This window comes from Gammaproteobacteria bacterium, from assembly GCA_013816845.1.
In the GTDB taxonomy this organism is placed as follows: domain Bacteria; phylum Pseudomonadota; class Gammaproteobacteria; order DSM-16500; family DSM-16500; genus Aquicella.
In genome coordinates this window covers 235,971-260,278 of the sequence record JACDDU010000004.1, presented here as the reverse complement: position 1 = coordinate 260,278, position 24,308 = coordinate 235,971, and the positions used below count along the sequence as shown (strand labels likewise).

Annotated in this window: 11 protein-coding genes; 6 read left to right on the top strand and 5 right to left on the bottom strand. The window is 34.3% G+C overall.

Annotated features, from left to right (window positions below; translation table 11 throughout):
• Window positions 1-167: 167 nt before the first annotated feature.
• Complete coding sequence (locus H0W64_09365) at window positions 168-536, top strand: MAPEG family protein (GenBank protein MBA3661925.1); 369 nt, start codon at window positions 168-170, stop codon at window positions 534-536.
• 288 nt (window positions 537-824) lie between these two features.
• On the opposite strand, the gene H0W64_09360 is transcribed toward H0W64_09365, so the two are convergent.
• Entirely contained in the window at window positions 825-1,577 is a 753-nt protein-coding gene (locus tag H0W64_09360; protein MBA3661924.1) for a helix-turn-helix transcriptional regulator, read from the bottom strand.
• A 137-nt stretch (window positions 1,578-1,714) separates the two neighbouring features.
• On the opposite strand from H0W64_09360, the gene H0W64_09355 reads away from it, so the two are divergent.
• Window positions 1,715-8,773, top strand: coding sequence for a hemagglutinin repeat-containing protein (locus H0W64_09355; GenBank protein MBA3661923.1), 7,059 nt, complete (start codon window positions 1,715-1,717; stop codon window positions 8,771-8,773).
• Window positions 8,774-8,826: 53 nt separating this feature from the next.
• Here the strand turns inward: H0W64_09355 and H0W64_09350 are convergent, their stop codons facing one another.
• Window positions 8,827-12,033 (bottom strand): ankyrin repeat domain-containing protein, encoded by a 3,207-nt coding sequence (locus H0W64_09350; GenBank protein ID MBA3661922.1) that lies wholly within the window; start codon window positions 12,031-12,033, stop codon window positions 8,827-8,829.
• A gap of 275 nt (window positions 12,034-12,308) precedes the next feature.
• Here H0W64_09350 and H0W64_09345 point away from each other — a divergent pair, with 275 nt between their 5' ends.
• Together H0W64_09345 and H0W64_09340 are read left to right on the top strand one after the other, a co-directional pair.
• A complete protein-coding gene (locus tag H0W64_09345) occupies window positions 12,309-14,258 on the top strand; it encodes a protein kinase (GenBank protein ID MBA3661921.1) in 1,950 nt (649 codons plus the stop codon).
• A 449-nt stretch (window positions 14,259-14,707) separates the two neighbouring features.
• Window positions 14,708-18,196 carry a hypothetical protein gene (locus tag H0W64_09340; GenBank protein ID MBA3661920.1) on the top strand — a complete coding sequence of 1,163 codons (3,489 nt, stop codon included), beginning with the start codon at window positions 14,708-14,710 and terminating at the stop codon, window positions 18,194-18,196.
• 135 nt (window positions 18,197-18,331) lie between these two features.
• Here H0W64_09340 and H0W64_09335 read toward each other — a convergent pair whose 3' ends face one another.
• Entirely contained in the window at window positions 18,332-18,772 is a 441-nt protein-coding gene (locus H0W64_09335) for a GAF domain-containing protein (protein ID MBA3661919.1), read from the bottom strand.
• A gap of 786 nt (window positions 18,773-19,558) precedes the next feature.
• Between H0W64_09335 and H0W64_09330 the strand changes: the two genes are divergently transcribed.
• The gene (locus H0W64_09330) at window positions 19,559-19,840 is read left to right on the top strand and encodes a hypothetical protein (protein ID MBA3661918.1); all 282 of its coding nucleotides are present in this window, start codon (window positions 19,559-19,561) and stop codon (window positions 19,838-19,840) included.
• An 89-nt stretch (window positions 19,841-19,929) separates the two neighbouring features.
• On the top strand, window positions 19,930-21,456 hold the full coding sequence (locus tag H0W64_09325) for an MFS transporter (GenBank protein MBA3661917.1): 1,527 nt from the start codon (window positions 19,930-19,932) through the stop codon (window positions 21,454-21,456).
• A 144-nt stretch (window positions 21,457-21,600) separates the two neighbouring features.
• Here the strand turns inward: H0W64_09325 and H0W64_09320 are convergent, their stop codons facing one another.
• Together H0W64_09320 and H0W64_09315 are read right to left on the bottom strand one after the other, a co-directional pair.
• Entirely contained in the window at window positions 21,601-23,883 is a 2,283-nt protein-coding gene (locus tag H0W64_09320) for a response regulator (GenBank protein ID MBA3661916.1), read from the bottom strand.
• The gene (locus tag H0W64_09315) at window positions 23,880-24,239 is read right to left on the bottom strand and encodes a PAS domain S-box protein (protein MBA3661915.1); all 360 of its coding nucleotides are present in this window, start codon (window positions 24,237-24,239) and stop codon (window positions 23,880-23,882) included. The genes H0W64_09320 and H0W64_09315 overlap by 4 nt, the downstream gene beginning before the upstream one ends.
• Window positions 24,240-24,308: the final 69 nt, after the last annotated feature.

The following is a 24,308-nucleotide window of genomic DNA, read 5'->3' as shown; positions in this document are numbered from 1 at the left end:
GCTTGTAAAAAATTTTTTCTTTTTAAAATCAAGATTTTTAATTTCAGCCTCTAAACTCAATACTTTGATCTCCTCTCCCGATTCCTGACGTGTATAGTCAACAACGGATAGGTGAAGTGTATTTTCTATGCTATAAAAGTTCCTTGCTAATTTCAGGAGAGATAAACGTGACAATTGCTTACTGGTGCGTATTCGTAATTATATTATTCCCTTATTTATTTACAATTTTAGCCAAATCAGGTGCAGGGTTTAACAATCATGATCCACGCGAATATCTTCAAACGCTTACGGGCTGGCGAAAACGGGCAAATTACACTCAGTTAAACAGCATTGAAATTGCACCTGCTTTCGGCATCGCAGTCATCATTGCTCATCTGCTTCATTCAACCCAATCAACGCTTGATGTTTTAGCGATTATTTTTGTGATTACCCGAGCATGCTATGCGATCTGTTATCTCACTGATAAAGCAGCATTCAGAAGTTTATTTTGGGCCCTCGGCATGGGCTGTATTATTGGCATGTTTTTTATTGGGTAGAAAATGATTCGTTAGCGTTTGAGAATAATTACTGTAATCACTAAAAAAAGAGGAGCAATGACCAAAAAAATTATCGCTCTACTGAAAGTCATATCTGTACCTCCTGATGTTGATACGTTTTGATTGGGTAAAGCGAATTCCAAGAGTAAGCAGAACGGAAATGAAGGAGGATTCTTTTGCAATTATTTTTCTACGGACTGAGCAAAATAGTGAAAATCAAAGTTGCTAGCTCGCATGATAAGAAATAAATTTACGAAGAAATTCGCGCAATTAAGCGATATCTCCAATTTAAAATAGTTTCTTACTCTCGACATAATCGATCAACTGAGAACGCGTGCGGCAGTTTAATTTTTTCTTAACACGCTGCAAATAAAACTCTACTGTCCGTGGTGACAATTTAAGGTAAGTGGCAATTTCCTTAAAACTACGACCTTTCTGCAAATAATAAAGACACTCCAATTCCCTCTTTGCCAACACCTGTGAAACCTCATGAAGACTACTACTTGGTTGTAGCAAAGTATGTGAATTAAATGTTGAGCAATTGTTATCATTGAGAATTAAACGATGTTGATCGGCTTCAATAATCAAGCGCTTAGCTTGAACTTGAAAAGAAGCGATGAAGGTTTCAATACAATGCATCTTATTTAAATAAAAATTATAAACATCTCTGTATTGCGCAGGTACTGTAAAACAGTACATATCCACAAATCCAACTTGATGTTCAAAAATATAAAAAGGGTGATCTAAATTAAACAAGCTGCGAATGTCATGCAGAACGTCTTGGTAAGGCGAAGCTGGACAGGGCATGTAACAAAACCGATCCTTCAAATAAACATTGGGTATGGGCGGAGCAACTTTATATTGTTTTGTTAAGTGATGCCAATGCCAATTTTGATGACTCGTTAATAATAAACTTGTGTGATCATCATAAAGTCGGCTATAAAAAAAAGAATTGAATTGATATTCCTGAAAGAAAGGCTCACAAATTGCTTTCACTTCCTCGGCTATCTTAATCGTATAGTGTTGTTTAGAAATTTTCATTTTAATTTTTTATTAAACTAATTATCAACTTAATGTATTCATTAGCAGGTTCAATTTTTCATACAGTATATTTACCTGTATTGCTTGTTTTTTATTTTACGATAATTTTCATTAAAACATAAAATACGAGCAGAGTGATGGTAAAAAGTAATTTTGGTATCGATGTAGAGCGTACAATTCACAATTATAAATTAAAAACAGGTCGAATCAGAGAATTTTTTCATGGGACATCTATTACCCAGCAACGGGCCCAAGATTACCATAAACTAATTGATTTCATTGATAATTCGGAAAATAGTGCCGCCGATGTCGCCTTAGCTGAACTAATTAAAGAGATTAATAAAAAGGCCCTTCGCGGACCACGACATCAAAGTGCATTGCTAGATCCCTTATTACTTCTGGTTAATAAATATGAACATCAGCCTTCTTATGGGTTCCACCCAGATAGTATTTTTTCCCCTCAAAACACATTTAAAAGTGAAATCGTCAAAGAAATTAAAATTGATACTTACGAAATCGATGCTGAGCAAATGGCAGGCAGTATTGATGCGGGCTTTCCGGGGATTATGACGACACCCTCTCGCAAGCAATTATTAATTAGTAAAAACGATCAAGGTGAATACGTCATTCCGTTTTGCATGCAAATGAATGACGAGTCATTTCAGTGCCTTGATAAGGAAACGCACGAACCTTTGGGTGTGATTCTTATAAAAGATGCAAGCCTGCTTTTTAAAGCAGAACCCAATAAAAAAGGTTTAAATTTTTGCTTCGATACATTATCAAAACTGCAATTCAATGATACTCACATCGAAAATCCACTGGGACAAGTCGCTTTTGCCCATGATATTGAACTAACCGGCAATCTTAACGTCATCGCTGGTGATTTTGCACTTAATCACAATATAACGTGTGCTAATCATATTTTAATTAATGCCTTAGGGGATTGTACCTTTGGGCCGGATGCATTAATTAAAACTAAATCCATCACAACACAAACTAAAAATTTAGACTCAAGCGCACAATTTATTGTGGAAGAAAATGCATCTCTCGCAGCCCTTAATAATCTTGTTTTAAATCCAACTCATCAATGTTTAGCACAAAACATTCAATATCTCGCCAATAATACTATTGAAATAGCAGGGATAAGCAAAACCATCACATCTTTTGAGAATGACAATGAAGGCGATATTGAAATCATTGGGACCAAAAAAGTTATTTTAAAAGATGCTCTCTTAGATGCTGATAATGATATTTTTATTGATTCCGACTTTATTCATGAAGATTCTGCGGTAGAAATGAATGCAAACTGTAATTATTTGCAGGGACGCAATTATTTTTTTGTGGGTAAAAATAATATTAATTTTGCGCGCGATTCATCATTTGTTGAAACTAAAAAATTATTATGCAACGGTAAGATTGATGCGCTAAATGATCTTTCATTACAGATAGAATATGACAAGCATAATAAACATAAAGATGTACAAGCCTTCATGTTGGAAAAAGAAGGAAGATTAAATGCGCACACTATTTCACTGAATACGCCTTCTGCTAAATTTTATGGTGATGTGGATGCATCGACAATGCATGGCAATATTCACGGCCCTTTAAAAATTTATAAAACTTCTAATTGGAATGTTTCAGAAAATTTGCGATTAACGGCTAATACACATTACTTAACAGGAAATCTGCATTGTGCTAAAGCTAATGTACTACTCCGTACTAATCGACATTTTATAAGAGGATTAATGCCACATGAAAAATTAATTCTTAATCCCATCACTGCCGTCAACAAACGCGCTTTTATCGAAGCAAATAATTTACAAATTATATCAGGTGCTTATATTGATGTGGGGACTCGCACTAAAGCGACTACTTCATGTGCTTTCAAAAATCTACTGGATCTAGATTTAGGATTAATTGAATCAAATGCAACATTACGTCATCGCCTCTTTGGCTTGGATTTAACCTTAAATGTACCCAATGTAACAAAAGTTTTAGAGACCATAAATCATATCATTCATCTTGATTTTTCTGAGCTGCAAACAGATGTTTTTAATAAGGATCACGCTTACCAAGCATTGAATCTTTTAATCATTGCCCTCAAGTTAATTTTTACAGATGTCGGCTTGGCAGCCAATATTGTAGTCCATACAGGTACACTGCTGTTAGATTTACCCCAAATTTTTCAAGAACTTGAAGCGATAAAAGAGAATTGGGATGATCTTGAATTATGTGATGTCATTCCTTTAATTGTTAATATTAAAGGTGTGGTGGCCGATGGTTACCACTTGGTTACCAGCAGCATGGCAAACCATACACTAGATCATAAAAATCAAACTGTGGAAAAAAATAAGAAAGTACTAACTAACATTGAACGAACACAGCAATTTTGTCATACGGGTTTTTCTTCCTTAACACCGCATTACCAAACAGAAAGTTTGATTGATATTAACTTGAAGGGCGTTCTTACAGGCAATCTTCATGAAGAATCTGCTCTCAATATAACTTTAGGGAGTGCCCAATGTGCTGAAAATATTTCTAAGCAGTTTTATGTTGGTCATTTTCAACATGATAACTCATTTAGTCATAATTTAAGTTATTTCGGGCAATATTTATCTGAAAATGGCCATGCAGCTACGCATAATTTAGTTACAGAAGTCGCACACCTTGTCCAAGGCCCCAACAGTACTATGCATGCAGATACACAAGCAATGCAGGTTGAAAACTTTGATCAGCAAGGGACATGGTCAGCCAAGCAAGGTTCTACAACTATTAACTATCACGACATTCATCCATCAGCAACCTATACGCAAGATGGCGGCAGTTACACGTCCACTCACACTGACGTTGCGGGCCTTGCCAATCTTAATCATCAGTTAAATAAAATTTCTCATTTAAATATAGGCGCTAAAGGAAGTGTAGTGACCGATTATGCAGAAATCGACATTCCTCGACTTAAAAATGAAAATCAATTAAATATTTCAAATGGCAGCGCGTCGATCCAGCAGCTCAAGAATCGAAAAACTGGAACAGTGAATAGTGTTAAAAGCAAACTTGATATTCAAGACATAAAAAATAGAGGTTCAATTTCTTTAGATCAAAGCTTACTTCAAGCCGCCTCATTTTCAAACGCGAATCATTTTGATGCTAAGAAAAGTATTGTAAAAGTAAATCATTTTAAAAATTTTGGGCATACAGCTTTCCGCCAGTCCCAAGTCAAATTTGATGCGTTTGATAATTTAAAAAATAGCCATACGCAAAGTGAAGATACTGATTTTACCGCATTAAAAATAAACAATCATCGTCAAGCACGTTTTGGTTTCAAAAGTAGTCAGGTGGAAGTTGAACTTTTACACAATGCGGGTGCCACTTCCTTTGAGCAATCACAAGTCAAGATTAATGACTTTGAAAATATAAAAAAAGGTAGTGTTCAATTTGCAGATTCTGAATTAGTCACTTCAATGTTGAATAATAAGCAAGAGGCTGAATTAGAGATCAAGCGCAGCAAAATCGAAGCCTTTCATTTAATCAATGATGGGGATATGAAGGCTGATCAAGCTAATTTAAGCGTTAATCATTTGCAAAATAATAATCAAGCTTCTCTAACTGAAACTGATCTACAGACCACCACTTTCATTACTACTAAGCAACTGGATTTAAATCAAAGCCGAATTGCGAGTCAAGTAGCAATGTTACACGGCGAAACAGCGATTCATCAAGACAATGAAATATTAAGCGATCGGGTGAAAGTTGCAGGTCAGGTGACAATTGATCAAAATGCTTCACTCATCTTAAATGGAAAAGATGAGCTTGAATTAACTGAAACTAGTGATATAAAAGGTGGCGGGTTATTTCTTCATGCTAATGATAAAGTTCACATCGATCCAGATGCGGTAGTTGATGTTGACAAACTCTATTCTAATTTTCGTGTTTTTCCTGATGCACATGATTATATTGCCGGCAAAGGTTATCACGTAAATGCGAATCAGCTTTTTTATTTTAAATCGCCGCAAGATTTAATTATCGATTTTCCGCTACGAGCCTGTGATAATTATCTATTAGGAAAAAACATTGCTGTACGACCCTTCGCCCCCACGCCAGAAAATTTAAAGTATGCCAATGAAGTCGGTCATTTGATTGATGACAATGTCATCTATGATCCAATTTATAATCCTCCGCTAGACAGTTTTTTCTTTTCTACAGATCCAAATGCATTAGTCCATTACAATTTAAATCATAATCTCTATCTCGACGCGAGTGAGCAATTAGATATTTATGCCAATATGAGTGGTCCCCGGTTAACATTTATTGGCAAAGACAAATTATTTATTCATCAAGCGCCTTCCTCCTCGCCTTATATTATTAAAGAATTAACTTTGTTGAGACATTTATTGCATGCTGATGATCTCATTTTAAGTGGAGACACGATACAAAATGATAACGGTTATCTCAAAGCGCACACCATCACATTATTTCCTGGTGTAGGGGGCTTTACTAATTTCGTCGGCATGGTCAGAGCAGATCAACTTCTATATGGGGATGCTTTGGGTGATATTATCAACATAGGCTTGGTCCCGCCTTATCGTAACAATCCATACATTCCTGGCATATTAGAGGGCTATGATTCATATCTTCATACGAAAGGTCAAGTGATCGGTGAAGCAGGCGATTTTTTATCTGACCGTGACCTCCTTATTGATGCAGATCAAGGGGTTGAGGCTCGGGCTAAAATTATTACTTTAAGTTCAAGCCATGATAAATCTAGCTATTTAGGTTTTTCTAAATCAAGTAAAACCATCACTGAAGATTTTGTCTACGGTTGTAATTTTAAGTCTAAAACAAACAAGATTCATGTTAATTCAAATCATGCTGATATTAATACCTATGCAGCAAATTTCAGCGCGCCTGTATCAACCATTTTATCTGTCGATGGTGAAAACCATAAAGTCCGTTTGTATGATGTTCTAACTAGCAAGCGTATTAAAGAATCCGGGAGCAGTTGGTGTGGTTTAGCTTCGCATTCTTCTTCCCAAGAAAATCAAAATAATGTTACAACCAAATTCAATGTACCAGAACATGTAACTGTAGTTTCTCATCAAAGCGATATTGATATTCGCGGAGCACAATTTCAAGGGAATGGTAAGCTAAGTCTAGGCGCTGGGAATGACATCAATGTTTCTATTCCTATCCTTGATCATCATTATCATGCTACCTCGCAGGGATTTGCGACAGCTATTTGTGGTGTACCCATTTTGCAAACGCAATCCAATGAATCTTACCACCCAACGCTAACAAAGCCTGCTTTAATCAACGATTTTAATCAACTTACTCATTCCAACGATAATTTATCTACTGGATTAAATTTAGGAAATGTTATTGTCGATGGGGCGGACACAGCCAATACCATTTTGGGGGCTTTTGAAAATGGAAATTATATTGAAACCTTAGGGAATGAAGTATTACCGCAAGTATTTAACCCCAACATTAGTCTAACTTATTCCAAAACTAAAATTGACCAGGATTGGCAAACATTAGGGAATGGATTTATCGATGTGGGTGAATTAGAAATCATTGCGCCATATGGTAACGTTACCTTTGATCATGCAATCCCAGTTCATGTAAAAAAGCATGCGTATATTGAAGCGGAAAAATTAATCGAAAATGGCGTTGCACTTGCTTCACAATTTTCCGCCCACCAACAAAGTCTTACCGCTACTGGATATCTTTCAGGCGATGTCACTGTGGATTATCGGGAAAATAATAGTCTAAGCAAGAATCAGCAATGGGTTAATCAATCCTTTAGCGTAAATGGACCATTAGAATTGCATGTTGGGGAGTGGTGTCTTAACGGCGCTAAAGTGCAGACACGTCATTTAGCGGGAGATGTTAACCAATTAGAAATCAAATCTCACCTAAGCCATAAAGAAGAAAGTAATCATGGTTTTACCGCTTCAACGCGTGGAAATTTTGAAGTTAATCACGGTTCCTCCAATGAGTCACGGGTAAAAGAAATGAGTGGCATTGAAATCATCGATGATCTCAACGCAAGTGACAATGAATTTACTGTCTATCACATTCGCAGCGAAGCAGGAGCAATTCTTTCCCATGGTAAATTGAATTTACATCCCGAGACTTTCACAGCTATTCCTATCCATGAACATACTGAGTCAACGCAACAAGGAGTGGGAATAAATAAAGGCGTTGCTCCATTTAACAATAATAATTCTTCTCACTTAAGTACTCTTTCAATTTTATCGCAATTAAGAAAAGAAAAAAGTATTCTCAAACCTAAAGTGTATGGTGCAAGCGGAACGGATTTTAGCGCTGAGAAAATCACAGGATCGCTCGTGACAACAAGTGAAAATAGTCGTCAAATTACTCACGAAACCAATAAAAATTATCAGACTAAGCTACCGCTTTATGATGCAAATTTTTCCCACCAATTTGCGGGTCGTCTTAAAAAAATTACGTCTCCTTCTAGCGGAATTGAAAATGACGTGACATTTGCGGCGCCAGACCAAAGCCAATCTATCTTTGTAGCATCAGTTCCCGAAGATAATATTCAAATTTACAACTCACCTATTCAGGGCGCACAAATTGTTTCATATCACAATAAACAAAATGAATTGGTTTTTGTTTATGATGCAGCATTAATGAATGAAAATTATCTGAATTCCAACTTAACCCAATTTATTAGTACACAAATTGCTAAATACGATAATCCGCAAATTTGTTTTATCCGTAAAAATTCAGCTGAGACCTCTACAATCAAACCGGAAAAAGAAGCAACATGGTTTGATTATTTAAGCGAGTTTAATGCAGGCGTTGAACGAGCTAAAACATCGTTGGTGCATCAGGCATTGCATCCCATTGATGAAGTGATTGAATCGGGTCGCTTAGTGCGTGATGGGTATAATGCAATGTTATTCCAAACAACAGGCATTTCCTTCTCTAAAGAGGCAGATAAACGCAACACCGCACGCGGAATAGAATATAACAAAATGGTAGATGATTATATGACTGCAAAAGGACCACAACGCGTAGGAATTTTAGCTGAGGCGATGACGAATTTAACATTTGGCTTCGCCATGCATGAAGCTAAACATGGGGCTATGGGCGCCGGATTAGATAGGGGATTAGAGAAAGCTTGCGGTGATATCATTAATACGCCAAATCCTTTTGTGCCTTACTTCTAATGTAAACATGAAAAGGTAAATAATTAAAATCTTTATTAATATTAACGGTTCCGTTAAAGATCCAACCAGTGTGGGTTATGTCGATCATTAATAAGCTCAGTGAGAATGAGTTTGGAGTTACTGCACTCAGGTAATAAATAGTGCTGGTAATATTCTAACAAAGGTTCAAGAAGCACCATTTCAGTGGGTGTATACTCGCTAGCAATTACTTGGGGGAGACGAACCACAAATTCTTTAGCCTCTTCCATTTCTGTATAATATTTGTAAATATTTAAAATTTCTTTGAGTATACTTCCCGATTCAAGTGTTTGAAATTTTTCCGCGAGTTCTGTTCCTATAGCCCAGGAATTCATCTGTGTTAGTCTCGAAATATCTACGCTCGCATCATAAAATTGATAATAATTAATGAGCACTTGTTTCATTTTTTCATTAAATAGGTGTGCATGTGTTAAATCATTTTCATAATATGGATTTGAATTATTGCGATAAACTTTATTAAAAAAATAATGAGCAATCTCATGCATAATAGTGCCTTGTGTTTCTTGATCTAACGAAGTCCCTCTCGCTACAATTCCACTATATTTATTATAAAAACCATAAACAACACTGCCCAACTTACCTGAGGATTTATTACAGTTTTGCACTATTCGGATATGCGCCTTTTCATTAATCATAAAATCTAACGCTACATATTCTAAAATCACTTTCAAAATTGGGTCTGCGACCATTTTTTGTAAAAAATCATACATCTCTTTTGGGCTTATTACCTTATCGTCAAAACGAACACGATCCATTAATATTGCAGCAACATCAAGGGGAGACCCCGATTGATGTTGATAGGGATAAGAAGACTTCTGTGCTAACTGACTACTTTTATCTATATATTGTTGTAATATGGTTTTTAAATGGGTTTGAGAATTAAGATTAGGATTAATTGCATTTAAGGCCTCTCGAAATCGTTTATTAGCTTCTTCGTATTGGAAGGACTTCATTAAATATCTCCCCTCTTCCATTAAACGATAAACAGGTTGCTTCTTATCTATTTTTTCTGCAAAAAGAGTATGAGGTTTTTCTTTTTCGGAGTGCATTTCTGCTGCTGCCATTACTTTTGGTTGTAACAATTTCATCAAAGCTGGATAACCTTTCGATGCTGCGCGGTCAAAAGGGGTTCGACCATAACGGTCTTTAATGTTTGTTTTAGCACCTAATTCGATCAGTTTTTTGGCTGCTTCCAAATTCCCATCCTGAGCCGCACAATGTAAAGGAGTTCTTCCTTCTTCATCAGTTTCATTAATATTCATTCCAGCCTTTATTAACTGCGCTATCATTTCTGGAGTCCCTTTATCATTTGCTGCAGCAAATAAGAGGGTCATACCGTTATACTTAATGTTAATATCAGCACCTACCTTGATTAATTTTTCAAAAATTGATTGATGACCAAATGCAGCTGCATAAGAAAGAGCAGTGTTACCCAACATGTCTTGCTCATTAATGTTAGTTGATACACTTAAAAGCAAATCTATAATTTCATCATGACCATACACTGCAGCCATATGTAAAGGATAAAATTGAATGAAGGCATGTTTACCGTAAAAGAACATGCCACTAGAAGTCGCTTCAATAATGGCTTTATCTTTAATTAAAATTTCTCTAACTTTTTCAGTGTTACCTTGTTCAATAGCTTTGAAAAAATCCTTTCGCAGTTGTGCGTAATCTATTAGGCGCTGAGCCATTGCCAAACCTGCTCCACTCGAAATATCGAAAGGCGTTTCATGGTCACAATCACGGTCATCGTAATCAATACCAAAATCGATTAATTTTTTTGCTATTATTTCTCTATTTTCAAATCCAGCAATTAAATGAAAAGCATTAGCATCCGTTTCACTTTTAGCATTGATATCAGCACCAAGTCTTTTTAGTTCTGCCATATTATCGAGTTGCCCAAATATGGCAGCATAATGAAAAGCTGTCAGATGTCCCCCTTCATCTTTTTCTTCGATTTCTGCACCATGTTCGATCAATAGCTCTAAAAATGACACCTTTCCCATACTCGCTGCACAATGTAAGACAGTATCACCAAGGTTAGCTTTCGCATTGGGGTCTGCATTATTTTCCAACAATAATTTAACGATATGTTCTCGATTTTCAGAATGGTCCTTTTGGGAGCTATAAAAAATGGCTGCATGTAAAGGAAATGGATACTGCAAACTATAAGTCATGTTTTCATCAAACTTATTTTCTAAGTCTATGACTTTCGATTGATTGTTAACTAAAGTAGCATCTATTTCTATTATATTTTTTACTTCTTGGTCATTACCTTCTTCAATAGCTTGAAATAATAAGAATTTCAAAACGCTAGGATGTTTTTTTGCAATTTCCGCGCAAACCATTTTGAATTGCTCCGCATTTAAGGAAGTCTTGATTTTATAATTTTCTAACCACGGCAACAGTTCAGCGGGATATAACTTAATCGCTTCCATATAAAAATTAAAGTCTTGAGCTTCTTTTGGAATATATTCAATGGCTAAAAAATTTTGCTTAATGGCTGCGATGCAAATTTCAGTCGTTAAAATCTCAGGGGGAGTAGTTTTCAACATGCGCCAATCATGTCGTATTTCAGCTTGCCAATTTAATATGGCTTCTTTAAATTCGACTCGTTGCAATAAAGAAGGCGGGACGCTGTGAATAGCTTGCCAGTTTTGGTTAACTGCATGCATACAAATATCAAAGTTACGCAGCGAGAGTGGAAATTTTTCTATACGTTGCCAATTTTTCTTAATTTCCTCTTCAAATCTAGAAATAGCATTTGAAAATTCCTTATGCATAAGTAATGGCTCTGGAATGAATTCAAGTGCACGCCAATTATCACCATACAAATATTGTCGGACATCATTGCTCTTCACAGCTCTCAAGCACATTTTAAAATCGCGCATGGCCTCAGGAACAAACTTGAGTCCTTTATTCTCGCCACCAGCAATAACATAAAGAATATCGTAATCATTTAATTGCTCATCAGGGATAAATTTCTTAAAGCCAACAGAAATCGTTACGATTGCCATACACACATTATGGGTAAGTTCAGTTTTGGGGATGCTTAAAAAAAAACTGGCGTTTTTATTGATAGCAGCCAAATAAAGTTGCTCAATTTCAACTGGATCTAAATTTGCAACAAAAATATCCGTATATAAATCCTGATTATCGAAAGAGCCGCGTTCAATTTTTTCTTTAAGTGATAAATACTTGGCGCGTGTATTTGACATGTGTTTCGCAATCTCAGCTTTTATTAATTAATGATTATTAATTATAGCAACGAAGTAAGAACAACTTATCAGGAGGCTTATCTAAAAGGTAAGATTTCTTTAAGAAAATATTTTTTTTATTTGATTGAAATCATTAGGTTAGTGTGCTTGATTTTGTTAAATCTTGATTATACTTAAGGAAATAACTTATTTCGGCGGAATTATGCGCACAACTTCTAAAAATCAAAAAACAACCAAGCTTGGTTACATCCCCCCCTAAAGTCGATTTAGCTGATTTGGATGTAAGCAACTCTAAACTTGTGTCGGAGGATCGAATAGAACTGCTAACACAGCTATTAAGTGAGCAACCCGATGGTAGATATAGTAAAGCAGCACTTAGAAGACTTGCTTTCGAAAAACTGAATATTTATTTGGACATAGAATACGGCATTGTAAAAAGAACTGATAGTGAAACCAATTCAATACAATTATTTGCAATTTATAAAGGTGCTACACAAGAAAAAGAATTGGGGGCAGGAGCCTTTGGTGTCGTCAAACTAACCCAAGATTTAACCACAGGCGATTTCGTCGTTTTAAAAATTAATAAATCAAACACACCTCCAAGCATGATCTACAGTGAAGTTGTAGCGATGTGGAAAATGGACGTACTCCTTTTCCAATTCGAATATGATTCTCTCAGAAAAGGTAATGAATATATAGTTGGAATGAAAATTGCCAAAGGTAATGAATTATGGAAGCTTATCGGTCCCGAATCAAATGGTTTAAAAAACCCTAAAGATAATTTCAACCCACTGCAACGATTAATGTTCGCGAAAGGAGTTTTGAAAAGCACGAAAGATGCCCACGCGCGTGGCATTATTCATCGAGATATTAAGCCTGATAATTTTGTCTGCGATCCTGGAACGTGTAAAATTGAATTAGTTGACTGGGGAATGGCCAAACCAATTCAGGGTAAAAAAGACCAATTTGAATTGTATGATTCAAAGGTTCATGGTACAGCGTTCTATATGGCACCCGAGTTAATCGATATGAAGCAAGCTACGGTATATAACGAAAAAACTGAAGTTTACGCACTCGGACAAACCATTGGTAACATTTTTGGTTTAACCAAAGAAGCAGCGCCAGTGGGGAAGTATTTTCGACAAGAAATAGTTAGTGCCATGAGCTCTCAATTTCGTGAAAATGATAGGTTACCATCAAATCCGAATAGTCGTCTTGCACTTTTAAATATTTTAACTGAAATGACTGATCCTAATCCTGATCTACGTCCTTCCATTACTACTGCTTATAGCAGAATTAACAAACTACTTAAGGAAGAGTATAAAGCTGAATTTAAGGTCGGTGTGATTCATCTGCAAGAATTTGAAAATCTATCTAGTTCAGCGCAAGAAAAATTAATTCAAAAAATGCGAAAAGAAGGGATTACAGCTTTTGCTCTGGCCGATCCACTAGTGGAACCTAAGGATAATTTAGTTGCACCCCAAATAGATATGCAATCGTACTATAAAATCCGCCAGATTTTGGAAAAAAATAATATCCTTAATATTGCGCCTGTCGTTTTTCATGGCTCCAAAAATGAAGCAGAGCAGGAAGCGGGACAATATTTTCAATCGCATTTTCAAGCCCGCCCAGTTATTTATTCGATTGGTAAAGAGGTAAAACACAGAGGTAACCTTTCTAAAATTGAAAGATTTGCGATCCAGGAAAAAAAGATAACCTCTTCACCTTCCGTTTCATCTGTACCATCATTGTTAACAAAGAACACACCCAAAGAACCGACGTCTAATCCATCATCATGGCGACAGAAATTTGCCGCGCGCACGAATGGCATGTTTTTTTCTCATAAAAACAATTCTAATGATGCAAATATGAGCATTCAAAATGATCCTTATTACCATGGAAGCATAACCAGCAAAGCTGCCCAGGATGTCTTATCAACTAAGAAAGATGGTTCGTTTTTATTAAGATTTTCTCAAGAGGAGCAAGCTTACATTTTAAACTTAAAATTAGGTGATCAAATTAAGGAAATATCTTTTGTGCAGGCGGACTTTGATAAATTTAAAAAAACCGTAGGTACAAATGGTTTTGTGAAAGATAAGATAAAGCATTATGAAACAGGAGAGGGAAAGAAACTTAATGTTGCTTATAGAGGCGTTGAAAATCCGAACGCGCAAGAAAAACAAAGCTTAGATCCGATACTTGAACACCTCTCTTTTAAAAAGTAAAAGTAACATATATCATAACCCGAGGAATAGGAATCTTTATCAATTAATTTCTCGGGTTACAATGATACATACCTATCGGTTTTTTCCATACCGCGCCGCTTATTGAAAAAAAATGCCTGGAAAACAAGGTTTTGCGAAAAAGATACTTAGTTGCATTTATTTTAAGAATAATTCATAGGTTTATTAAAATTAACTTAACAAGTGAATTTAAGATTCGCGCTTTAAGGTGCTTTTAATAAATTATAGTCAATGAGCTACTATAATGATCAACAACTCATTTACAAGTGGTTCGTGCAATGCATACTAATCGGCCAGGCAATAAAGGCTTATTATCATCTGAGCAAACAATAGGTGATATTCAATCTGTTAACCTCAGCCGGGCACTCATTGAAGATTTATTTACACAATTAGCTTCTGATATTAAAGCTAATCCGAGTCAAAGCCAATCATTGAAAGCATTATTTGGAAATTACCATTCATATTTAACCGATCTTTCTCAAAACCGTCACCCTTCTAAAGTACAAACAAATAAAGTTACTGCACAGTTTAACCAATTAAAAAAAAACAACAGAAAAGAGTACAATGAATCACTCGACATTTTTATAACAGATATCAATAATAGAAATGTTAATATTGTTCGTTTAATTCAAGATGAAGTTGAAGATGAAAGTTTTTCCTGCTTTCTTGAACGTTTGTCACTCGAACGAATAAATCCTATCGATTCGTCAAGTCTTGCACCTGATTTATTAGCAACACATAATAAAGCTATAAATATTAGTTTGACGCATTTATCCTTAACCGGGAAATTAATGGAATTAGAGAATTTAATTAAAAATAATTCAATATTTGCAGCATTAGCAGAATATAAAAAATATAAAGATGAATTTGAAATCGGCTTAGATCCTAATGTTTATCGCCATTTAAAATATTCACTCGTAGAAATGGTTTATACTTTACGGGGTTTTTGGCCCGTTCAAGATGAATATGTACGGGATCTTTATCAGGCGACACGCACTTTTCTTTCACATTATGAAAGTGGTACAGATAAAGATATTTGCGCAGATGATTTTAAATTAATGATTGCTAAAATGTATTTAAATTGTAATTATTTTAATATAAATAACAACGAGATCTTGCAGAATTTAACTAACAGCGCGGTAATATTAGCAGAGCTCTATCTTAAATATCCCACACTACCGGCAATACTAGATTTTATTAATTTTTATTATCCAATATATATTAACTCATTTTCATCATCATGCTTCATTCCGCTGGTCAATGAAGGAAAGATTATGAGTTATTTAGATCACCTTCAAGCTTTTACTGAAGCAATGAATACATTGAGTTTAGCAAATCCTAACTTTAAACAAGTATATCAAGAATTTCTATCCACTTTGCTACATGACGTATTAACCCCTTCAATCCAAGGCGGACTAAATAATAGCCAATATCAGCAATCTTTTGATCTCGCAAAACTGTCAATCAAATTATTAAGAAAATCTAAGCGAGCGATGGCTGAAAAATTTGGTAATGTTATTCTTCAGACGTTTAGCCAACAATTAATTATCTTGTCTACAAGCAGGGATGCGATAGCTTTATTTCAAATTTTAGATCTGCTTAAAATTTTCATGGAAATGCGCCCGTTATTTACTCCAAACTTTGAGATTTACATTCCACTATCTCATAATATTATTCAAATGTATCATCTTCACGTAACACCAGAAAATTTTCAAAATTCCAAAAAAATACAGGAAAAAGGAGGTTTTTTTATTTCCTATCTTGACAAATATAATTTAGAAAACCTCAACGAAATAAATACAAACCTGCTTATCCAAACATATTATAGTTATGGTAATATATACCAAAAATTAAATGAGTATTCACAAGCAATTCCTCATTACGAAAAAGCATTTCGTACATGGGAATTAAATAGAGCAAAGTCAAATAATAATATTAATATAGATTACCTTCTTAGAGACTTAGTTTTTTGCTATTTTGAGCCAAATAAATCTACTATACAGGTTGCAGATGTTAAAATCGCGTTAAAAAAATGTATACAAGCAACCAGTTATGCACAACAAATTGAAAATCCAGATATCTTTGATCAAAATCAGTTAAGCATCATTCAGAATCACATTCAGTTATTTCTCGAATTTTCCGAACAACTTGATCTGATGCAATTAAATCCACATTGTTATTCAGAACTACAAAAATATATTTTAAATATGGCTAATACTGCGCTCTTGAATAAAAATTATAGTGCATTTTTGGATTATCATTTTCAATTATTACGTCTTTTAGAGGAGATTCCTCAGGTATATTACAGATTTGAACAGTCCTTACAAAATTATGAAATTTTCACAGCAATGTTAAGCGCTGCTAGCATTCTAGAACTTGCAGAAAATAGAACGGATCTTAGCAATAAAATTGATGAATTCATACGGAGTTTAACAGACTCACTATTAACGATTCATCCTAATGCTACAAGTTTTTTTCAAAGTTATGGATATGAAATAGGTGAACAACATTTAAAAAACAATAAATATGATTTAGCGATCCAGGCATTTAGTCTCGCATTATATTGCGTAGAAAGAAATTTGGTCGATTCACAAGATAAAAATCTTATGTCATACAAATCAATTATTATTAATCAAATTTGCTTATGTACTAAGCTTTTGATTAAATCAAAAGAACAACAAATTAATTATAAACATATTTTATCATATTTTTCTCATTCCCCGGTTAAATCAGCCATGAATAACAACCCTTCTCACCTTATATTAAGCAACGATAATCATATCTTATCGATAACCCAATTTATGTTATCTATCCATCTTGAAATTTTAATAGATGCTTATAAATTAAGGGATGCAGAAGCGATGAGCTATACCGCTCAAGTTCTTTCTCAACATTTGTTTGACGATGAAAATTTCCAAATTGCAGATGAAATAACCAACAATGAAACATATCAAAAAGACTTACTAAAAATTTTACATAAGGGACAACGATATTTAACAAGTAATCATAAATATGTGGAAGCAATTAACTTAGGTACTTTAAGTTGTATTATTATTTCTCTTCATACGAAAGTTGATGATGACCTAGAATTAGATGATGATGACGAAATGGAAAGTGAAGAAGATTTAGTCCAATCTAAAACGAGGGTGGCGGAAACCAACAACAATAATAACATGAGTCTTGATCAATTACATGAAGAAAATTTATTGCAATTTAGCACTGTAGTAAACAAACTCTTAGCAGAAAAAATAAAATCGGATCAATACGATTGTTTTTCCAAGATTACTAAACCCACGGATATCTTAGATCGATTAGATGTTAATGAAACACTAATTAAAGATCCAAGGAAAAATGCTTTATTTTATGAAGCACTTGAGAGTCTGATCTTAGCTTATGCAGATTATCAATTTCATACTAACCAGCCTAAGGAAGCATATCAAACTTATTGTAGTTTTGAAACGTATCGAGATGTGAATGATGACGATGAAACTATTATTAATAATAAAACGATGCAATTTAGAATGTTAGAATGTTTGATTGCTATCACCAATCATGCTTTGATTGCGAACTTGTATTACAAAATTGAATTTACAGATAATAAACTTCCTATTGAAGATATTTATTTGATGTTACAGTTATTGCCTGCTGCTGAGCAATTACAAATCGTCACTTATCTCACTTCCACTGTAGAAAATATTAAAGCGTATCTATCCTCAATAGTCATTGAGAATTCAAAAATAACAAATGATACCTTGACCTTAGAAAGGTTAATGCGTGAAATTAATGCTCAGGATCAATTACATCAGCCATCATTAACGGAATTTCATGGATCTTTATTTAATTCGAATCATGATGTGAATTCAAAAAATGATGGATCTTCTCCACAAGTTGATAGAAATAATTTTTCTAGCAAAAATTAACAACAAACGATAGCTACCTACACCTTAAAAAAATAATTTAGCCCCACAATTCCATTACAGATTTTTATACCTTAAAGTATATTAATTACTTCGTTAATAAATTGTAACGGCGTGGGTATTTTGCCCCCTTTAAGCTTATACGTAATTAGCCTCTCGACACAGCTCATACGCATATTGGTTTGCTATTTCAGATATTTGAGCTATTTCTTCTGTCGTAAATTCACGCTCGTGTGCACATCCTAAGCCCAATGTTCCAATGACTTCTTGATTGAGAAAAATGGGTACGCATACCATTCCCCGTATTCCTACTGTGCGTGCACCTGGCCTTATTATAGGTGAGGTAGCAGTAAGTAAATTATTAAAAACTAAAGGTTTTTTAGTCTGCACTGTCATTCCTGATATACCTTTACCTATAGGAACGCGTTGTGTAAATTGAATAACTTCTGGTGGGAAAACACCGACACGAACCACAGAGTATAGATGGTCATCTTCAAAATTTAAACGGTGGATAATTCCGATATCAGCGGAAAATTTATTAACGATCTCGGTTAAAATTTCATTCCAGTTGACTGACATATAATCACCTTTTAATGACAAATACACTATTAATTAAAGTATACCCATTAACAAAGATATTATTATTAAGGCAGTTTTTTTAAAAATTTAAAATTAATAACTTCATAGTTATAATCTTTACCAGACCCTGGGGATTTTGTATAAACTAGGTTGTTTAATTAAGTTGTTAATATAGATAAATTTACTAGTCACTACTAGCATAGCCATCATTTAAAATAACAATTTAAAACTTCTATTTATTTTACTAAAAATTCATTAAATTCCTTTTCCTTCAATTCACGTTCACTCGCACTACCAAGTCCAATTGCTCAACAATAGTTTGCTAATCAATGAATAGAGCTACGCAAACTCTGCCGCGTATGTCCGTTACTCGTTGCTAGTTTAATTACTGCTGTCGGGTTGTTGGTAAATATTACTTACGATTTAGCTTTCTATCAACAACGACATTTCCTGCATTACTTTTTCTAATAGGTCACGGGTTGCGAATCTTCCAGGTTTTTCTGTGGAAAACCTTGCATAGACAATCATGATAGTTATCGCTTGGAGCTAATGATAAAATGCCAGTATCCGCTAAAAATTGTGTTACAAAGTCTTTTAGAATTTGATTCCAATTTTCAGTCATAATCGATGCACTTTATAATGTTTTAATATTTAAAGCATGATAATAAAATACCTATACCTTTAAATAATTAATAAAAACATATACTTAAATTATTATGATGAGAATAGCTACCCTTGACTTCATTGTTATGTCTTCAGCATACTGAAGAGAATTAAGGAACCTTAGTGAAAGACAAGAACGCACTCTCAACGCGAACTTTTATTATAACTATCGCAAAGATGGGTATCGGCTTTGCGATAGCAACGCGATTCAGTGCAAAAGGCCATCACATTACCTGCATCACACGAAAGAAACCTGACCGTACCTTTCAAGGAAATCTTTATATTGAGAAAAGTTTCTCACAATCGATCCCCATGAATCGAATGGGTCATCCTTCTGATGTTGCAGTAGCGATCCCTTTTTTTAATCTAAAGATGCTGGGGTTTATTACAAATTCTTTTTGTTAATGGTAGTGGTAGAATTGGTAAGCTTTGATTAACTAATTTGCTTTTACTTAATTTACCAGCTTCCTAATCTTAATTTCAGGGAATGATTCGTGGAAGATTCTAAAAAGAAGTGGGCAATTTTAAGTGTAATGTCTATTTCTTTGGGCATGACTTTTATCGATATGACGGCAGTTGCAATAGCCTTACCTAAAATCCAACTTGCTTTTTATCTATCACAATCCACTTTACAATGGGTAAACAATGCTTATCTATTGGTTCTCGCTGTATTTTTAATTTTAGGTGGTTATTTAGGCGATAAATTATCACATCAGCGCGCCATGATTAGTGGTCTCATTATCTTTATCATAGCTTCCATTTTATGTGCAATTGCCCCAGAGAAATTTTGGCTTATTTCCAGTCGTGCTATTCAAGGATTTGGCGCAGCTCTAATGATACCAAACGCGGCCGTAATGATTATCAATGCTTTTCCACACCATGAAAAAGGTAAAGCAATGGGCATCTACATGGGAAGCTCCCTATTATTTTTACCGCTTGCACTCCTTATCGGTGGATTATTTACTGAATATTTTTCATGGCGTTTAATTTTCTGGATTAATGTACCTTTGGGAATTATTTGTTTACTAGGGTTAAAAATGTTAACGCATTCGATTGTTTATGTCCCTATATCGAAAAAGTTCGATTGGCGTGGCTTCATTTTTTTATCAATTGGTATCTCGACACTTGTAATAGGCTTAATGGAAAGCCCAAATTATAAAAATGAATGGTATTTGATAGGCGGGTTGCTTCTTACGTCAATTATTTCTTTAATCATATTTTATTTTGTCGAAAAACAAGAAAGTTCTCCTATCGTGGATTTTAGTATTTATAAAAACAAATTAGTTCTTTCTGCAACCATATTGTTTTTTACAACATCTGGTTCTAATGCTTTATTTATTTATGACGCAATATTTTTTCAAGAAGTCTTAGGTAAATCCCCTGCAGAAGCTGGGTTACTTTTTTTCCCAAATGTTTTATGTGTCATGCTTGCAGCACCCTTTGCGGGTAAAATGTTAGATAAATTTGGTTATAAAATTCCTATTTTTACAGGACTCATCCTTTGCTGCGTAGGATTAATATTAAAAGCTAGTTTAGCCTCTTACGGTAATTATTGGTTATTATTACCTGGTATTATTTTATTTAACATTGGTATTCCTTTTGTTTTAACATCAAGTAACGCAGCTGCCTTGATTTCAGTAGGTGAAAAGAAGCGAGGAATTACTTCGGGTATTTTAAGCGCAACGCGGCAAATTTCCAATAGTGTAAGCTTGGCAATACTCACTGCTATTATTGTTGGATCAAATTTTTTCTTTCTAAGATCTTTTCTACAAAAAAACCAAGATATTTATCCCGACCTCACACCCAAAGATCTTGAGAGATTTTTAATTGATCATCAAGGTACAGTTTTAAATTCTAATCAACCCCAAATTCAACATTTATATCAAGTTACTAAACAATCCTTTACATGGGCCTATAGTTTAGGATTATATGCGACTAGTTTTATTATTTTAGGAGCTTTTATAGGAGTATTTTTTCTATTTAGAAAAGAGCCTGCAATAATAACCGAGTTAAAATCATAGTATTTTTACAATTTAAGATTCAAATCTAATACTTTAAAACAATTTAAACATATCCCCTCCTTATAATTTCATGCTATGGCAAATGGTTATGATCAGTATTACGAAACTCGTTAGAAATCGTCATAGAGACACAACACTTATCGATTAATCTTTGGAATGATCGAGGTATGATTTTTTTATCAATATTTTTTTGATATTTTGAACAAATTCATTGGGGGATGTTTGCGATTTAATTAATGTTTTTACCGCATAACTAGCATAATTCTGGGGTAATTCATAAGCAGAAAAAACGAGAACAGGGATATTTTTATTGCTAATAATAGGTAATAATTCTATACCCGTACCATCCGGCAACATTAAATCTAAAATAACAAGATCATAACAATTCTTTTCTAATGTTTCTTTTGCTTCTTTAACATTTGTTACACTATACATATTAGCTTCATTCTGCAGTAAACTAGCAATAATTTGGCTCAAATCTTCATTATCCTCAACATGTAAAATATTGGGCGCGTTAACTTCAGCCTGTTTTTTCAATGATTGTACTGCTTCCAGCAGACGACTAAGATCAATGGGCTTTTCTAACCAGTCCAAAATGGGAATAGCATTTCCATTTAATTGTTTTTCTCCACTTTGAGTAATAACTGATAAGACAATAATAGAAACTTGGGGGGTTAAATCCTTTAATTCCTTAATGAGATTAATTTCATTTGTTTTGGGCATGATTAAATCTAATAGTAACGCATCGATGTGCTGTTCAGCGATTACTTTTTTAATTTCATGAACACTATTAATAATGATTGCCTTAATATCGTTTTGTTCAAAAATCATTTTCAGATAGTGTGCTAACGATTCATCATTTTCGCAAATTAAAACCGTAGGAATTTTACTAAAAAACTTTCCCGCTTGGAATGGCTTGGTATAAATAGGTAACTCAAAATAAAAAATTGTTTCTGAATGCGGTTCACTAATAAATCCAATTTCCCCCTCATGCTTTTCTATAATCTCCTTGCTAATACTTAACCCTAACCCAGTACCAGCTTTGGTTCTATTTGATGAACTACTCGCTTGAGAAAATTTCTGAAAGATACGTGAATGAAACTCTTCAGGTATGCGAGCTCCTTTATTGCTAATTTCCACCCTAATATTTTTGTGGTGTTCAAATATACGAATTTTAATTTCATCGCCACTTGAAAATTTTATAGCATTAGAAAGCAAATTAGTTAAAACCTGTAAAATTCTATCTCGATCTACATTAACAGGGGCTGAGGATTCTTGAATTAATTTAATCTTAATATTGAATTGTTCAGCATAAGCTTGATTAACTAAAAGCGCTTCTTGTATGAGATTGCCAATATTCATTGGCTCTCGATGAAATTCTATGCTGCCTGATTCCATTTTCTGAATATCTAAAATATCATTAATTAAGCGAATCAAACGTTCGCTATTTTGTTTGCCGATACTCAAAAGCTTTTGCGCTTTTTCTGGTAAATTTCCGGCTGCTCCCGCGACTAATAAGGATAACGACCCTTGAATTGACGTTAGCGGTGTTCGCAATTCATGACTAACAATAGAAATAAAATCATTTTTCATATTAAGCATATTTTTTAATTCAGTATTATCACGCGCTATACTACATGATCCAATAATTTCCCCTTTTTCATTTTTAATAGGTGACATCATGATAGATACAGGTATAACATGACCGTCTTTATGCATTCTTTCTGTATCAAGCAACTTAAATGGCTTACCATTTTTGACTTGTTCAGTTGAATGATAAAATTCTTCTTGACGATTGGGTGGATAAATAAAACTTACTAACTTTCCTAACACTTCCTCCGCTTTATATCCATAGAGCTGTTCAGCCCCTTTATTCCAACTTTCTATAATGCCATCCAAGGTTCTGCCAATAATAGCATCATCAGTTGATTCAACGATTGCTGCGAGCTTTGATTTTATTAAGTCGCTTTTAGCTAATTCGAGATTGACAAGTTGTAATTCATCATTGGTTTCTCTAATAGCTTCTTCATTTAATTGTTTTTCAGTTACATCATGCAGCACGACCACTATATTTATATCTTTTCTTACAGTATGAAAATTCCGAACAGAAACTTCCAAAAACTTGATGGCCTTGTTACCTTCCAATTCAAATAAAGAAGGTCGGCTATACTTAGATACATTATTTAAAAGTATTGACCAGTCGATAGCTTCATTTTTATTTTTTAATGATAAAAGTGCCTGGATAGGCTGGCCTAATATTTCAATGCTAGATCGTTTAACCAATTCACTGAATTGACCATTGCTCCATTGAATAATTCCTGTACCATCGAGCCACGCAATTCCATCATCTATTGCGTCTAATGACAGCTCCATTTTACCTAAGGTGCCTCGTAATTCTTGTAAAAGTTGATCTTCTTTGTTAGTCATGTCATTTTCTCAATGGGCTCAATGGTTGCAGCAAATACCCATGCGTCGTCAATTTTTTCTGCTTGAATAATATGTTCTGCTGCAAATATGTCGCCATTTTTTTTAATTGCATTTAACTTAAGTGGATGATTTAAAATTGTCGACACTTCTGTATTTTGAAATCGAGAAAAACCCAAGTGATGTGCATCATGAAAATTTGGAGGAATAATAGTGGTTATGGGTTTACCAACAATTTCATTAAATTTCCATTCAAATATTTTTTCGAATTGATGATTAACAAAGATAATAACACCTTGTTTACTCGCAATAATTACGGGTTTTTCTTCAGTTGATTTAAGCTCCTCGATCGTCATCATGAAACATCCCTTTTCAAAAATAGACGCTTGTAAACTGTGCTAGAAAGAATCCATCATATTTTAAGCTAA

What these genes read in the sequence shown, in the direction of transcription:
- H0W64_09360 (MBA3661924.1), bottom strand. Translation starts at nt 1,577, where the DNA reads ATGAAAATTTCTAAACAACACTATACGATTAAGATAGCCGAGGAAGTG.
- H0W64_09355 (MBA3661923.1), top strand. Translation starts at nt 1,715, where the DNA reads ATGGTAAAAAGTAATTTTGGTATCGATGTAGAGCGTACAATTCACAAT.
- H0W64_09350 (MBA3661922.1), bottom strand. Translation starts at nt 12,033, where the DNA reads ATGTCAAATACACGCGCCAAGTATTTATCACTTAAAGAAAAAATTGAA.
- H0W64_09335 (MBA3661919.1), bottom strand. Translation starts at nt 18,772, where the DNA reads ATGTCAGTCAACTGGAATGAAATTTTAACCGAGATCGTTAATAAATTT.
- H0W64_09320 (MBA3661916.1), bottom strand. Translation starts at nt 23,883, where the DNA reads ATGACTAACAAAGAAGATCAACTTTTACAAGAATTACGAGGCACCTTA.
- H0W64_09315 (MBA3661915.1), bottom strand. Translation starts at nt 24,239, where the DNA reads ATGATGACGATCGAGGAGCTTAAATCAACTGAAGAAAAACCCGTAATT.